Source organism: Sphingomonas sp. PP-CC-3A-396, assembly GCF_004343105.1.
GTDB lineage: Bacteria > Pseudomonadota > Alphaproteobacteria > Sphingomonadales > Sphingomonadaceae > Sphingomonas.
Genome location: NZ_SLYF01000001.1, coordinates 62,250 through 76,700 on the forward strand (window position 1 = coordinate 62,250; position 14,451 = coordinate 76,700).

The 14,451-nt window shown below is 63.7% G+C and carries 13 protein-coding genes and 1 tRNA gene; 8 read left to right on the forward strand and 6 right to left on the reverse strand.

Features of this window, described 5'->3' with window-relative positions; translation table 11 throughout:
- The first annotated feature begins 32 nt into the window (after positions 1 to 32).
- Positions 33 to 1,001 (forward strand): magnesium and cobalt transport protein CorA, encoded by a 969-nt coding sequence (locus tag C8J40_RS00305; protein WP_132895318.1) that lies wholly within the window; start codon positions 33 to 35, stop codon positions 999 to 1,001.
- 123 nt (positions 1,002 to 1,124) lie between these two features.
- Here the strand turns inward: C8J40_RS00305 and C8J40_RS00310 are convergent, their stop codons facing one another.
- Together C8J40_RS00310 and C8J40_RS00315 are read right to left on the reverse strand one after the other, a co-directional pair.
- A complete protein-coding gene (locus C8J40_RS00310; protein WP_132895319.1) occupies positions 1,125 to 2,114 on the reverse strand; it encodes an NADP-dependent oxidoreductase in 990 nt (329 codons plus the stop codon).
- 140 nt (positions 2,115 to 2,254) lie between these two features.
- Positions 2,255 to 3,520, reverse strand: a complete 1,266-nt coding sequence (locus C8J40_RS00315) for a DUF2171 domain-containing protein (protein WP_132895320.1) — start codon at positions 3,518 to 3,520, stop codon at positions 2,255 to 2,257.
- 236 nt (positions 3,521 to 3,756) lie between these two features.
- On the opposite strand from C8J40_RS00315, the gene C8J40_RS00320 reads away from it, so the two are divergent.
- From C8J40_RS00320 to C8J40_RS20645, 3 genes are all read left to right on the forward strand, one after another.
- Positions 3,757 to 3,832: transfer RNA gene (locus C8J40_RS00320), tRNA-Ala, on the forward strand.
- 101 nt (positions 3,833 to 3,933) lie between these two features.
- Positions 3,934 to 4,296 (forward strand): hypothetical protein, encoded by a 363-nt coding sequence (locus C8J40_RS20640; RefSeq protein ID WP_243693146.1) that lies wholly within the window; start codon positions 3,934 to 3,936, stop codon positions 4,294 to 4,296.
- On the forward strand, positions 4,297 to 4,665 hold the full coding sequence (locus C8J40_RS20645) for a 2OG-Fe(II) oxygenase family protein (RefSeq protein WP_243693147.1): 369 nt from the start codon (positions 4,297 to 4,299) through the stop codon (positions 4,663 to 4,665).
- Between the two features lie 122 nt (positions 4,666 to 4,787).
- On the opposite strand, the gene C8J40_RS00330 is transcribed toward C8J40_RS20645, so the two are convergent.
- Positions 4,788 to 5,249 (reverse strand): MarR family transcriptional regulator, encoded by a 462-nt coding sequence (locus tag C8J40_RS00330; RefSeq protein ID WP_132895321.1) that lies wholly within the window; start codon positions 5,247 to 5,249, stop codon positions 4,788 to 4,790.
- Between the two features lie 116 nt (positions 5,250 to 5,365).
- On the opposite strand from C8J40_RS00330, the gene C8J40_RS00335 reads away from it, so the two are divergent.
- Positions 5,366 to 5,791, forward strand: coding sequence for an organic hydroperoxide resistance protein (locus C8J40_RS00335; RefSeq protein ID WP_132895322.1), 426 nt, complete (start codon positions 5,366 to 5,368; stop codon positions 5,789 to 5,791).
- Between the two features lie 320 nt (positions 5,792 to 6,111).
- The gene (locus C8J40_RS00340) at positions 6,112 to 6,492 is read left to right on the forward strand and encodes a hypothetical protein (RefSeq protein WP_243693148.1); all 381 of its coding nucleotides are present in this window, start codon (positions 6,112 to 6,114) and stop codon (positions 6,490 to 6,492) included.
- Between the two features lie 119 nt (positions 6,493 to 6,611).
- Here C8J40_RS00340 and C8J40_RS00345 read toward each other — a convergent pair whose 3' ends face one another.
- Positions 6,612 to 7,061: a hypothetical protein gene (locus C8J40_RS00345; RefSeq protein ID WP_132895323.1), complete on the reverse strand. Its 450-nt coding sequence runs from the start codon at positions 7,059 to 7,061 to the stop codon at positions 6,612 to 6,614.
- 210 nt (positions 7,062 to 7,271) lie between these two features.
- Positions 7,272 to 8,138: a TonB family protein gene (locus C8J40_RS00350; protein ID WP_165911330.1), complete on the reverse strand. Its 867-nt coding sequence runs from the start codon at positions 8,136 to 8,138 to the stop codon at positions 7,272 to 7,274.
- Between the two features lie 502 nt (positions 8,139 to 8,640).
- On the opposite strand from C8J40_RS00350, the gene C8J40_RS00355 reads away from it, so the two are divergent.
- Positions 8,641 to 10,032, forward strand: coding sequence for a carboxylesterase family protein (locus tag C8J40_RS00355; protein WP_132895325.1), 1,392 nt, complete (start codon positions 8,641 to 8,643; stop codon positions 10,030 to 10,032).
- A gap of 60 nt (positions 10,033 to 10,092) precedes the next feature.
- On the opposite strand, the gene C8J40_RS00360 is transcribed toward C8J40_RS00355, so the two are convergent.
- Positions 10,093 to 13,206, reverse strand: coding sequence for a TonB-dependent receptor (locus C8J40_RS00360; RefSeq protein ID WP_243693149.1), 3,114 nt, complete (start codon positions 13,204 to 13,206; stop codon positions 10,093 to 10,095).
- A 198-nt stretch (positions 13,207 to 13,404) separates the two neighbouring features.
- Here C8J40_RS00360 and C8J40_RS00365 point away from each other — a divergent pair, with 198 nt between their 5' ends.
- The gene (locus C8J40_RS00365) at positions 13,405 to 14,448 is read left to right on the forward strand and encodes a N(4)-(beta-N-acetylglucosaminyl)-L-asparaginase (protein WP_132895326.1); all 1,044 of its coding nucleotides are present in this window, start codon (positions 13,405 to 13,407) and stop codon (positions 14,446 to 14,448) included.
- Positions 14,449 to 14,451 lie beyond the last annotated feature (3 nt).

Genomic DNA, 14,451 nt, shown 5'->3' on the forward strand with positions numbered 1-14,451 from the left:
CGCGAGCCTCGTTAGCGTAATTCAGAGGCTCCATGACGGTCGTCGCCGCGTATCTCTATCGTCATGGCAAGCGTGTCCGCGCGGTCTCGATCGACGAAAAGGTCGATTGCCCCGCGGATCGCTCGGAGTTCGTCTGGATCGGCATCTGCGATCCGTCGGCCGAGGAAATGCGGACGCTGAAGGATCAGTATAACCTCCACCCGCTGGCAGTGGAGGACGCGATCAAGGCTGACCAGCTGCCCAAGGTCGACGTGTACGGCGACCAGCTGTTCGTGGTCGCGCGCACCGCGCAACTCGAAGACGACAAGATCGCGTACGGCGAAACCGCGATCTTCGTCGGCCACAGTCACATCATCAGCGTCCGCCACGGCTCGGCACGCTCGCACAAGGCACTCCGCGAACAGCTCGAAGCCGCGCCCACCTTGCTCATCAACGGCGTCGACTACGTCCTCCACGCAATTCTGGACTACGTCGTAGACGGCTACCTCCCGATCGTCGAGAGCATCGAGGACGAGGTGCTGGCGATGGAGCAACGCACCATCGACGCCTTCCTCGGCCGCGACGAAATTGTCCGTATTTTTGGTCTGAGACGCGAAATGATCCGCTTTCAACGCATCCTCGGGCCAATGGGCGAGGTCGCGGGCAAGATCGTCCGCCTCGACCTCCCTTGCATCGATACCGAGGCGAAACCGTATTTCAGCGACGTGCTCGACCACGTCCGCCGCGTCCAGACGATGGTCGAGGGATTGCGCGAAGTGCTGACCTCGGTGTTCGAATTCAGCAACCTGCTCGAACAGCAACGCACCGGCGCGATCACCCGCCAACTCGCCGCCTGGGCCGCGATCCTCGCCGTGCCTACCGCGATCGCCGGGATCTACGGCATGAACTTTGAGAACATGCCCGAGTTGAAGACGGAGTACGGGTATTTCGTCGTGCTGGGTGTGATCGGGATCGTCTGCGCCGCGCTGTACGTGAAGTTCAAGCAGGCGAAGTGGCTGTAGCGGGGACCTAGCTCAGCTTGTTTCCCCGCGAAGGCGGGGACCCAGACTGGGCTCCCGCCTTCGCGGGAGAACAAGAGAGCGGCCGGAACACATGCCTAAGCGCATCCCCCGGCCAACTCCCGCTCAAACCTTGACGAGCATCTTCCCCGTATTCCCACCCGAGAACAGCCCCAGGAACGCATCCGGCATCGTCTCGAGCCCCTCGTGCACCGTTTCCTGCCGCTTGAGCGTCCCCGCAGCCAGCATCCCGCCCATGTCCTTGTAGAACTCCTCGGCGCGATTCATGTAGTCGCTGACGATGAACCCGCGGATCTGGATCCGGTTACCGATCAGCCGCGCGAGGTACTTCAACTGCGTCGCCGCGCCGCTGTTGTACACGTCGATCATCCCGCACACCGCGAACCGCGCATGCATGTTCGCATGTGCCAGCGCCGCGTCGAGATGCTCGCCGCCGACGTTGTCGAAATACACGTCGATACCTTTCGGAGCAGCCTCGCCGAGCGCCTTCACCACCGGCACGTCGCTCTTGTAGTCGATCACCGCATCCGCACCGAGCGACTTCACCCAAGCGCATTTTTCCGCGCCGCCGGCCGAGCCGATCACCGTCATGCCCTTGGCCTTGGCGACCTGCACGACGGTCGAGCCGACCGCACCCGCCGCCGCCGACACGAACACCGTGTCGCCCGCCTTCGCCTCGGCAACCTGAAGCAGGCCGAAATACCCGGTCATTCCCGGCATGCCGAGCTGACCCAGAAACGCCTGCGCGGGTACGTCGAGCGCGGGCAGCTTCTGCACCTGCGCGGCCGGCACGACCGCCTCGTCGCGCCAGCCGGCCATGTGCAGCACCATGTCGCCGACCTTGATGCCGTCGTCGTTGCTCTCGACCACTTCGCCGACCGCGCCGCCCTGCATCGCCTCGCCCAGCGCGAACGGCGGGACATAGCTCTTCACGTCGTTCATCCGCCCGCGCATGTACGGGTCGACCGACAGCCAGCGATTGGCGATCCGCACCTCGCCGACGCCGAGCGCGGCCGTGTCGAGATCGATCATGGCGAAGTCGGTATGCTTCGGCATGCCTTGCGGACGTGCCTTCAGGCTCCATGCACGGGCCATAAACTTGCTCCTGTCTTGATTATTCGTGTTGCGGGTATGGCGAAACACACACTTAACGCAATCTGCAAAAAGGCCCGGACGTTTCCGCCCGGGCCCCTTTCCGACTGACATCATGCAACGCCAGCCACGCTTTCAACCAGTTAGTACGTGGTCGAACCCGACTTGCCGAGCGTGTCGGACGTCGTGCCAGTGGTGGTGCCGCCGGTCGTGGTGCTGCCGGGGGTCGTGCCGGTACCCGATGCCGTGCCGGTCGCCGTGCTGCCCGTCTGCGTGCTCGAAGCATAACCGCTGCTGCCGGTATCCTTCTTGTCGCCGCCCGTGCGATCGCCATACTCGAACATCGCCGAGTTGCGCTCTTCTTCCTTCCACGCCGCCTTGGCCTCATCGGCCGACTTCGACAGCGTCACCTTGCCGTCGACGGTCTTGATCCAGCGCGACGGAATCGAGTGATGCACGCCGCCCGCATCGCGGTCGTTCTTAGTCAGCAGGATCCGGTCGCCCTTCACCTTGTCGACAGTGCCGACATGGCTGCCGTCAGACCCGACGACTTCCATATGCTCGGTAACCAGCGACAGCGAGCTACGCTGGCCCTGCCGCTCATTGCGCCACGACGAGAACTCGTTCTCGAACTTCGAGCGGTTCTCGTTGCGATATTCGTCATAGTCACGGTCGAGCGCCGCGATCTGCGTGCTGCGCCAGCTGTGGTAATGGTCGTCGTGCGTGTTCGACGAGCGATTGCCGAACGCACGATTGTCCGAGTTGCCATAGGACCGCTCGTCATAGCGTGCATCGGCTTCGCGGCGACGCTCCGCCTCGTCGTCACCGAACCACGAGCGAACTTCGTCGCCTGCGCGCGCGATGAACCCGCGATCGTCATAGTCATAGCCCTGTGGCTGGCGACCATAATCACGCCCCTCGTTTCGGCTGCCGCCGCGCGAAGAGTTGCGGTTGTCGTCATCGGCGTCGCGGTTGCGGCCTACGTCCTCGAAGCGGCGGCCGTCCGACGCATAGCTGCCATGATATTCGGTATCGCCCGAACCCTGGCTGCGCTGGCCGTAGGACTGCTGGCCATAACCCTGGCCTGATCCCTGGCCGTAGCGTGACTGTCCGTAGCGGTCGCCGCCCGATGGCTGCGAGCGGTCATTGTGGCCGCCATAATAGTCACGACCGCCCTGCTCGCGACCATATTGATCGCCGCGTCCCTGGTCGTCACGCCCCTGATATCCCTGGCCGCGACCGCTGCGGTTGTCGTCGCGGTCATATTCGCCGGCGGCTTCATATTCGCGCGCGCTGGAACGGCCATACCCGCCACCGTCCGCGCGGAAATCGCGACCATAATCGTTCGAGTTCGGCCGACCGTAATAGTCGCCCGACTGGCGATCTCGGGTGTTGCGTTCGTAGACCATAGGAACCTCCTAATTGCTGTCCTGCGGCTGCCGGCCCCGTCGATCGCGGGGTCGTACATTCCGAGGACTACAAGCGCCAAACTGGCGGAATGTTCCTGCGATTGCGGCGACTTGACGGCGACCCGACGCTCCGTTGCGACGACGCGCCGAAGGTCAGTTGGCGTGGTCGCACCAACCCGGTTGCAACGCCCAAATCGAGCCGCTAGATCACCATCCTGGCCTATGGCCAACCGCGCGGGGCCGTAGCTCAGATGGGAGAGCGCTGCAATCGCACTGCAGAGGTCAGGGGTTCGATTCCCCTCGGCTCCACCACGCGCGCTGGAACTCATATCGGTGGCGTAGCGGGATAAACACGCACCCTTCTGCTGGCCGTACATCGGCGTTAGGTGTGGGCATCCTCTGCGAGGTTTTCGATGCCGACCGACCCATTCCTGCTCAACCCCAACCTCGATGTCTCGGACCTGCGCGCGCGGTACGCGCGCGCAGGTCGCGTCAGGATTAAGGACCTGTTGTTGGGCGATGGGCCGCAACGCCTGCACGCATATCTTCAGGACCATGCGGATTGGCGGCAGGTGCTGAACAGCAACGACACTTTTTACGAACTCGATCGCTCGGTCCGCGACGCGATGAGCGATCCGCAGCGAAAGGCGCTGGATGCCGCGGTTCACAAGGGCGCCGAGAACGGTTGCCAATATCGCTACGAGACGATCCGCGTGGCGGACGGCGTGGGCGCACGCGTAGCGAACCCCGATCTGCTCACGCTATTCGCTTCGTAGTTGTCGAGTCCCGCCCCGCTGGCGGTGCTGAAGGCGATCACCGGCGCCGACGATACGCGGTTCGTCGATGCGCAGGCGACCGCCCACGCAGCCTGCGACTTCCTCACCGCGCACGACGACGAGGTTGCCGGCAAGGATCGACGTGCGGCCTATGTGTTCGGCCTCACCCCGCAGTGGCGCGCCGAATGGGGCGGCCTGCTGCTGTTCCATGATCGCGACGGCATGGTCGAGGGACTTGTCCCGGACTTCAACACGCTCGACATCCTAGCTGTCCCGCAACTCCACAGCGTGTCCTATGTAACGCCCTCCGCGCCGACGAAGCGGTATTCGATTACGGGATGGTTGCGGGCGCAGCGGCAGCCCCTCTGACATTGTCAGTCGGAGCCGCAACCGCGGGGCGGACCGACGGGTTGCTATCTCATCAAATGAGCGAAGGCTTCATCTTAGCGCCTATGCTTTTAGCAGATGCATCCTAAGATCTACCGCAAATTTCACTGAACCACTGCGGATTTGGCCCCGGGCTTGAGCGCTAGCGCCTGACGAAGCGCCGCCACTTCAGCGTTGAGATACGCCAGCCTGTCCGGCGTCATTCCCGATCGTTCCACGATCAACGGCCCCAGACATCCCGTCTCAGCCCAGCGGGCGCGACCCGCGTCGGTCAAACGGACGCGGACCTCACGCTCGTCGGCGGGATTGCGAATCCGCGTAACGAGCCCCGCTGCCTCCAAACGCTTGGCCAGTGGCGTGATCGTGCTCGGTTCCAGCGCGAGCCTCTCGGCGATGGCGCCGATCGAACGGCCATCCTGAACCTCGTTCAAGGTCTGAAGAACGAGAAACTGCGGGTAGGTTATGCCAAGCCGGTCGAGCGCAGGCTTATAGGCACGATTGATCGCGATCGTCGCAGCGTAGAGCGAAAAGCACAGTTGATCGTCGAGTGGCAGAGGGTCGGACACACATAGCTCCTTCATAATGATCAGTATCACGGAAATGATTATCGCACAAAATAATGCTGGACAACCGTAGCAAGGTTACCTAAATATTTATCGCGATAAGCAATTGGAGACTCAAAATGTCGATCGACGTGAAATACACCACTGAAGCCACAGCAACCGGTGGTCGTGACGGACATGCTCGTTCGCAGGACGGTCGCTTCGACGTCGCGCTCTCGACGCCAAGGGAACTGGGCGGCGCTGGCGGCGACGGCAGCAACCCGGAACAGCTGTTCGCGGCCGGTTACTCCGCCTGCTTCATCGGCGCGCTGAAGGTCGCCGGTCAGCAGTTGAAGATGAAATTGCCCGAAAACGTCGCGGTCACTGCCAGGGTCGGCATTGGCCCCCGGTCCGCGGGTGGTTTCGGTATCACGACCGACCTGACGGTATCATTGCCGGGTCTAGAGCGTGACGATGCGCAGAAACTGGTCGATGCAGCACATCAGATTTGCCCGTATTCCAACGCAACGCGGGGGAATGTGGATGTTGGGTTGACGCTCGCCTGAGGAATTCGCGTAAATACCGGCGTGGCGGTGGGGGTCCTTGCGTGCCGCTGCGCCGGGTGTGGGGCTGTTGCAAACTATTGCCTTCGAAGGAGAGTTAGCGCGGTTGCCGAGTTTTGGCGGTTGGCTCATGCGTCCTTCAGCTACTGCCCGCCCGTCGACTTCGGCCTTGGCCGCGTCGGCAAAAGATAACCCAGGATACGGTTCGTACGGTTTTCGCCACCCGATTGATCGAAAGCAATACGGTAACCCGGTCCGCCCGGACATTTCCTCCGCGACACCGCGTTGACGATCGCCACTACAGGCTTTGCGGAGAGAATGACATGGCCGTTAAATTCGCCGGAACGATGAACGCGATCAACCGCGGACTTGATGCTACCAAGCCCACCAAGGGTGCCGACATGGTTGAGGATTGGGAAGCCGCGCTGGCCGACGTCGATACTGCGGGTGCCAAGGGCATCCTGCGCGACCTCGCCTCGCTGCGCAAGCAACTGGAAAAGGACACGCCCGACGCGGATCGCGTCCATGCGCTGTTGCACCGCCTGGGCACGGCGACGACCAAGATCGCCGACAAGTCCGACAAGTCGCAGGAGAAACTCAAGGCGCTTGGCGAGGCGTTGACCGAAGCCGGTGAGGATTCGCCGGACGAGGAGGAAGACATCGAGGCCGCCGCAAGCCCGAAGCGCGCGCGCAAGAAGGCGTAAGTATAGTGGGCCGGTCCGACGACCGGCCCATCTATCTCGTTTCCCGGTCGTCCACGTCGCGCGATCCCCGGGCTTTCAACCCGCGTGACCTCTTAGCCGGCATCCCCGACCGACTTGGCTCACGTTACTCTTTTGAGCTTGGATACGTGCACCGCGATCAGTTTTACATACGCGGCCGAAGCAACGCCGAGCGAGAAGGCGGGAACGTAGACCATTCCGACGCCAAATAGCGGCGCAGCCGCGTACGCCTTATAGGCTGTCCAGCTGGCGATCATCAGATATAGAAATACTACACAAAATCCCAAGCTGGCGAGAAAAAGGGCGATCTTGGCCGTCCGATCCAGGTCAATAGACTTGCGTTCGTCCACGATATTCGACCTGATCATCACATTGTAATGGACGAATATCGCGATGCCCAAAACTATCCCGATTGCGGCTACTGCTCTGGTATAGTGGAAAACATACAATCCACTGACAGCCCAGCCCGCTAATAAATATACGGGCGGAAGCCACCCCAAGATGGCCTTGCAGATTGCATTTAGCGTCACTGGCGCATCTTCCCGTTCCAAAAACGTCCGTCCTGCAACGCCTGCAGGATTGCTGGCAAATCAGAGCGCTTAGAGTACAGCCAGACCCGCGGGTGACCCGGCGGAATGGTTTCGCAGCGACTGATTGAGAGTTTGCTAACGGGCTGTGTTCGCAGACGCGGCCAGGCTCATCGCCTTGGCGGAACTTGAGAATTCTATCCGTGCCCCCGATCGCGGGTCGCTGTTATGTACTCAGTGGGTCGGCGCGGTGTCTGGGACGGCTGGTGTCACGATTTCCAGCTTGCCCATCTTGACCACGGAGTCCGTGATCCAAACAACGGGAATGCCGACCCACGCATCGTTCAGCGGCTTGCCGTTGCGCCGCGGGGGATGAACCCGGAAGATCCGTGAGGCGGTCAGCGCCGCCTTGCCAAAGCCAAATCCCCCGGCGCTCTCGGCGATGACGCGGCAATCATGCACGCGGGTCGAGAGCAGAACCCGGCAGGCGAGGACCGCCTTTCCGGAAATGCGTTTCTCGACGGCCTGCCGGGGTGCAAACGGCTGCAACGCACTGTCGCCGGGTTTCCATACCCAATCGGCCTTTCGAAGCACGTCGAGCGGGCCTGGGCCGTCGAGTTCACCGCCGGAGACGCCGTTACCAGATCCGGTGCCAGGTCCGATGCCGGCACCATCACCGCGGTTGGCGACGTGCGATGGCCCTCCACCAACGCCATCGGCACCGGCGAGCCGTGCTGGAGCAATCGGCTCGGACGTGGCGAGCGTGATGGTGGGAGGCGATAGTGTACTATCCGGCACATCCGGAATTAAAGGCGCACGTGGTGCCGTTTGCGGCCTGACGTCCGGCATAGGCTCCTGACGCTGCCGTCCATCCGCCGCGTCGACCTCGCGAACACGCTGGGGCTCAGGAGGAACGGGGGGCGGCGCGACCGGACGTTCGGGCAGAGGCAGCAGCGTGACAAGGACGGGAGTGTTCCGCCCGATATCCTCGTGTCGCTCTTCGATCCAAAAAAGGGTGAACCACAGCGCCAGCAGAATGATGATGGCGGTCAGCGTTCCAGCCCCGATGCGTCGCCACCACCGTTCACCGATCTGTTCCAAAACCGGGGTCGGTGAGTAGCAGGATACCAAGGCTTTACCCTTCAAGTGTCTGGCGGACGCCATGATTATCTAAACCGACCGCCAAGTCTACTCTGTCGGGGGCAAATCGGTTGCGATCGTCCGACGGCACCGTCCAAGCACATCGGTGTCGGTGGCACGAAGCCTGCGACCAGAAGATTAGACGCCAGTGGACGCTGTCGGAGGCGTGTTCACGCGGGCATCCGGCGGCGGCTTTCCCATGGTGAGGTTTTGAAAGCGTTCGGATCGCCTTCCCCCCAGTCATCATGGCTGCGTCGATACTATACGCTACGTTCAGCCAGCCGTTGTCTATGCGATTAACTGTGCGCTACCATTGCCAGGCCAATGTGGCGGAATTGTCAGACGTTGCGTTACAGCGATGCAGGAGATGGGTCCGGGTTCGATTTCCCGCCGCGGGCCCCGTCACTGATTTCTGTCGCGCGCTTCGGCCGTTATCGCTTCGATCAGAGACGAGGATAGTGCCATGCGTTTGACCTTCACCCTTGCGGCGGCTTTGCTGGCCAGTTCAACGTTGGCGCAAGCCGAAGCTGGCGAGACGCGTGTGCGGATCGATACCGGTCGATTGCAGGGTCGCGAGTCCGGTGGAGTCGTGGCGTTCAAGGGTATTCCGTTCGCTGCGCCACCGGTCGGTCCGCTCCGCTGGCGAGCCCCCCAGCCCGCGGCCGCCTGGCGCGGCGAGCGCGACGCGAGCCGCTATGCCAATGACTGCATGCAGCAACCTTTCCCAAGCGATGCCGCGCCGCTTGGCACGCCGCCGGCCGAGGATTGCCTCTATGCCAATGTGTGGAAGCCCGCCGGTGCGAAGGCGAAATTGCCGGTGATGGTGTGGATCTATGGTGGCGGCTTCGTGAACGGCGGATCGTCGCCACCGACCTATTCCGGCAGCGAATTGGCCAAGTCCGGCATCATGGTCGTCAGCTTCAATTACCGCCTCGGACGGTTCGGCACGTTCGCGCATCCGCAGTTGACGAAGCAGGATCCCGATCACGGGCTGCTTGGCAATTATGGCTATATGGATCAGCTCGCCGCGCTGAGATGGGTCAAGCGCAACATCGCGGCGTTCGGCGGCGACCCCGCCAACGTGACAATCATCGGCGAAAGCGCAGGCGGCATGTCGGTCCACACTTTGCTGACGTCGCCGATGGCGCGCGGGACATTCCAGAAGGCAGTGGTGCAATCGGGCGGCCCCAGCACCGGGCCTGCCGGGACGATCGCCACGGCGGAGACGATCGGCATCGCGTTCGCGCAGTCGAAGGGGATTGCGGCCGGTGATCCGCAGGCCTTGGCCAAGCTGCGTCGACTGTCGGCGGACCAGGTGACCGATGGCTTGAGCCTGGCGGCGATGTTCACGCCGGGATCGGGGCCGCGGACGTATAGCGGGCCGGTGGTCGATGGCAGGCTCGCGGTCGATCCCGTCGCCGCCTATGCCGCGGGACGGTTCGCCCGGGTGCCGGTGATGATTGGCGCGACCAGTGACGATATCGGTGGGCCGCAAGGCTATATGATCGCCGGCGCGCGCGACACCGCGGCGGTGCTCGCGGCGAAGGGCGTGCCGACCTATCATTACCGGTTCTCGTATGTGGCGACGTCGGTTCGGACCGCTAAAACCGCGGGCGCATCGCATGCGACGGACATCCCATTCTTCTTCGATACCGCAGCGATAAAATATGGTGCGCAGACCAGCGCGACCGACCGGGCGGCGGCGCACACCGCGAGCGCGTATCTCGTGAACTTCGTGAAGACCGGTAACCCGAACGGTACAGGGCTGCCGAAATGGCCGGCGACGAAGGCGGACGCGCCGGCGATGCTCGATCTGGATGCGCAGGGCGGCGCGGCATTGATCGAAGGGGACTGAACCGAAAACCCTCCCCCGGTGGGGGGGAGGGTTTCGGAGGTCAGTCGTTCATCCGAGCGGTCAGAACCGGACGGTGGCGCCTACCGCCAGGTTGCGGCCGAGTGAGTCGTAACGCGCGGGGATGGTGTTGCTGCGCGCGAGGCTGATGTCGTACGAATTCGCCAGGATCGGCGGCGTCTTGTCGAGCAGGTTGTTGGCGACGAACCGAAGCGAGAAGTCCCTCGAGATCGCGAACGTCATCGCCAGATCGAAATAGCTGACCGGCGCGATATGGTAGAAGGTCGTCCGCGCGCGGGCCGCAGTGCCGCCGATCGCCTCGTCACCCGAATTGTCGGCATGCGTCAGCGAACCGACATAGCGCCAGTTGAACGACGTGCTGAAGATCCCGTCGCCCGTCGTGTAGGTCGTCCGCAGACCGTGCGACCATTTCGGCAGCAGCTGGCTGCAACCATTGCCGTAATAGCCTGCGCAGTTGCGCTTGGGCTGAAGCGGTGAATCCTGGCCGCCCGCGAACGTCGTCAGCGATCCGTTGAAGTTCAGATCGAGCTTGCCCGCACCGCCAAGGCCGACCGTGTACTGGCTCTGAAAGTCCCAGCCGCGGGCGATCGAGAAATAGTAGTTGGTCGTGCCTGCGCGGATGAAGCCGCTGGTCGGGTTGCTCGCGGCGGCGGCGTAGAGGATGCCGGTGCCCGGCTGGCGGACGATCCCCGAGCAGAAGAACTGGTCGCCGCCCGAGCGCAGGCAGCCATCGGTGTAATAGCTGTCGTCGTTATAGCCGAGCGAATTGTTGATCTTGATCCGATAGCGATCGACCGAGAAGACCAGCCCCTTGAGGAAGCTCGGCTTCACGACCAGGCCATAGGTCTGCGTGTAGGCGGTCTCGGGATCCGCGGTGAAGCCACCCGAGCGCACCGTGCACTGGTCGTTCGGGCACAGCAGCGTGGCGCTGCCGTACAGTGCGTCCGACAGTCCGGTCGCGGCGCACACCTCGCGCGAGGCGAGCGGCGTGGTGCTGGTGATCGTCCGGCCCGGATTGTTCGGATCCGCCACCTGCCGCGCGACCGGCGCGCAGAAGTCGTTCTGCGATCCACCCTGGCGGCTGTAATCGATGTTCGTCGCCTGGCGGATCTCGAACACCGTCGGTGCGCGCTGCGCCTTGTTGAACGAGGCGCGGAAGGTCAGGTCGCTGATCGGCGCATAGACGCCCTCCAGCTTCCAAGTGTTGAAGACGCTCGGGTTGCTGCTGTATTTCGAGACGCGGAAACCGCCGGTCGCCTGCAACAGATGCGCGAAGCGACGCTCCTGGACCAGCGGCGCCTGAACCTCGATGTTCGATTCCCAGACGTCCTGGCTGAGATTGAAGTCGGTGCCGCCATTCTGCTCGCGGTAGATCGCATCGGCGGACGAAGCATAGCTGTCCTTGCGGTATTCGGCGCCGAGCGCGATCGCTACGCCGTCGTTCGCGAAGGGCGAGGTGACGCCGTATTTGCCGAGATCGCCGGTGACCGACGAGACGACGTCCCATAGCTTGGCGACACCCTTCGACGTGCCGCTGCGGCCGGTGAACAGATACTCGGCAAGTGGTGCGCCGAGCGTTCCGGCGCTGAACGCGTCGAACGGAACGCAGGCGGGATCGACGCCCGATACCTTCGAGGCGCAGGTCGGCGTACCGTTGACGTTGACGACGTTGAGCGAGCGATTGACCCGGTCGTAATCGGCGAAATTGCCGAACGTGATATCCTGCTGATTGCGCGAGAAGACGCCGCCGACGTCATAGGTCCACGCCTTGCCGACGGTGCCGCGTACGCCCGCGGTCGCGCGGATCGCGGTGTTCAGATACGTGTCAGGTGCAAACGGCAGGTCGTTGAAGCGATAACGCACATCGAGCGGAGCCGTCGCGGACGTGCCCGCCTGCGCGCCGCAGATCGTACTGGCCTGCGACGCCGACAGATACGGGTTGTTGCAGTTCACCTGGTACGGCGCATCGCCATAGGCGGTGTAGCTGTAGATGCGCGTCGGGTAGGGATTGATCGACTTGTCGCGGAACCAGATCCCCGAGCCATACAGCTCGATTTCGGGCGTGATCCGTGCGCTGACGAAGCCGCCGGCGGTATACCGCTCGAACTGGCGCTGATAGGAATAGCCGTCATACGGATTGGCGGCGTTACCCGCGCCGGCGCCGTAGGGCACGAACGTCTGCGTGCCGGCGGGATCGTTGACATAGCCGACGCCGCTGTTCGCGCCACTGCGCGGCGAGACATAGCCGCTCGGTGAATAGGTCGACAGCGAGCACGACAGTGGGCCGTCCTTGCCGGTCTGGACGAGCTGGCAGGCGGATGTCGATCGCGCGTCATAGGGAACGTCGTTGGCCTGGCGGTAATTGACGAAGCCCGAGAAACGCAGCGCGCCGTCGAACAGCTTCGACCCCGCGGTCAGCGTGACGTCCGAACGGCCGCCGTCGTTGGCGAGTCCGCGCGGGCTGCCGAATGCGTTCGCGCGCGCCAGCGGCGAGACGATCGTGTCCTTGTTGTCGTGATTGTAGAAGCTGTAATTGCCGTCGAGCTGGATGCCCTCGAAATCCTTCTTGAGGATGAAGTTGACGACGCCCGCGACCGCATCCGAGCCATAGACCGACGATGCGCCGCCGGTCAGCACGTCGACGCGTTCGAGCAGCGAGGGCGGGATGATGCCGACGTCCTGGCCGTTCTGCGTACCGAGCCGCTTGCCGTCGACCAGCACGAGCGTGCGTTCAAAGCCGAGGCTGCGCAGCTTGATCCGCTGGCGGCCGTCCGAGTCCTGATAGGTCTGCTGGCTGTCGGGCGACACCTGCGGCAGGCGATTGAGCACGTCCTCGACGGTGATCGCGGCCTGCGCGCGGATATCCTGCGCGGTGACCGTGGTGATCGGCGCCGCCGACGTCATGTTGGGACGGCGGATCCGCGAACCGGTGACCACGACGGTGTCGTCCGCCACCGCGGCGGTACGGGCGGTCTCTTGCGTGGCGAGCGCGGTATCGGCGTCGGCCTGGACCTTCGCCTCCGCCGGAGTCGTTGCCGCGGCCTGCGCCGGGCTTACCGCATCGGCGGGACTGACCTGCGCCGCGGCCGGCATCGCCGCGAGAAAGATCGACGCTGCGAGAGCGATCCGCGACACGGACTGATCCAATATCATCATGTTCCCCTTCTAACTCCGGCTGCGTCACGACGCGTTCACCGGCCCCGATGACAGGTTTGGTCAAAAGGAAGTTTTCGTCAATGCCTAAACAATACCGATATAGGACATCGAAGAAATAATGTTGCAAAGCAGCATGGCGACTGGTCAGCCGATATGGTCTGCGATAGCATCCCGCGATTGGTGCCCGGGGGACGAACGATGAATACGAGACGGTCATTGCTGGCGGCGCTGGGCGGCCTTGGCGCGATCAATCTCGCCGCACCGTTCGCGCGCGCCGCGTCGCGACCTGGCACGCGCGACCAAGGCGGTTCGCCCCGCATTCGCGGCGGATCGGGTGCGGTCGTCCTCTCGACCTGGGACTTCGGGGCCGCCGCCAACGACGCGGCATTCGCCAAGATGCGCGCCGGCGGATCGTTGCTCGATGCGGTCGAGGCGGGAGCGATGGTGCCCGAGGCGGACCCGAACAACCACAGCGTCGGCTATTCGGGCTATCCCGACCGCGACGGCCACGTCACGCTCGATGCGGTCATCATGGACGATGCCGGCGGCGTCGGCGCGGTCGCCGCGCTCGAGGACACGGTGCACGCGATCTCGGTCGCGCGCCGCGTCATGGAGCGGACGCCGCACACGTTGCTGGTCGGCGAAGGCGCGACGCGGTTCGCGCGCGATCAGGGGTTTCCGCAACAGTCGCTGCTCACGCCAGAGTCCCAAAAAGCATGGCGCGAGTGGCTCAAGACCTCGAAATACCAACCTGAGGCCAATAGCGAGAACCGCAGTACCCGTACGCCCGGCGGCGCGCTCGACCATGACACGATCGGTCTGCTTGCGCGCAGCGCCGACGGACGGATGGCCGGCGCGTGCACCACGTCGGGCATGGCGTTCAAGATGCGCGGCCGGGTTGGCGATTCTCCGCAGGTCGGCTCGGGATTGTACGTCGAGGCGGGCGTCGGCGGCGCGACCTCGACGGGGCTTGGCGAGGAAGTCACGCGCGTGGCGGGATCGGCGCGGGTCGTGGCCTCGATGCGCGCGGGCGCAACGCCGCAGCAGGCGTGCGAAGAGGTCGTCCGTCATATCGCAACGCTGCGCGGCGCGGCGATCCGCGGCGTCCAGGTCGGCTTCCTGGCACTCGATACGAACGGGAATGTCGGGGCTTACTGTCTGCTGCCGGGCTTCACCTACGCGGTGACCGACGCGAGCGGCGCAACATCGGTGCTGAAGGCCCGCTCGCTGTTCAAGGCGTGACGC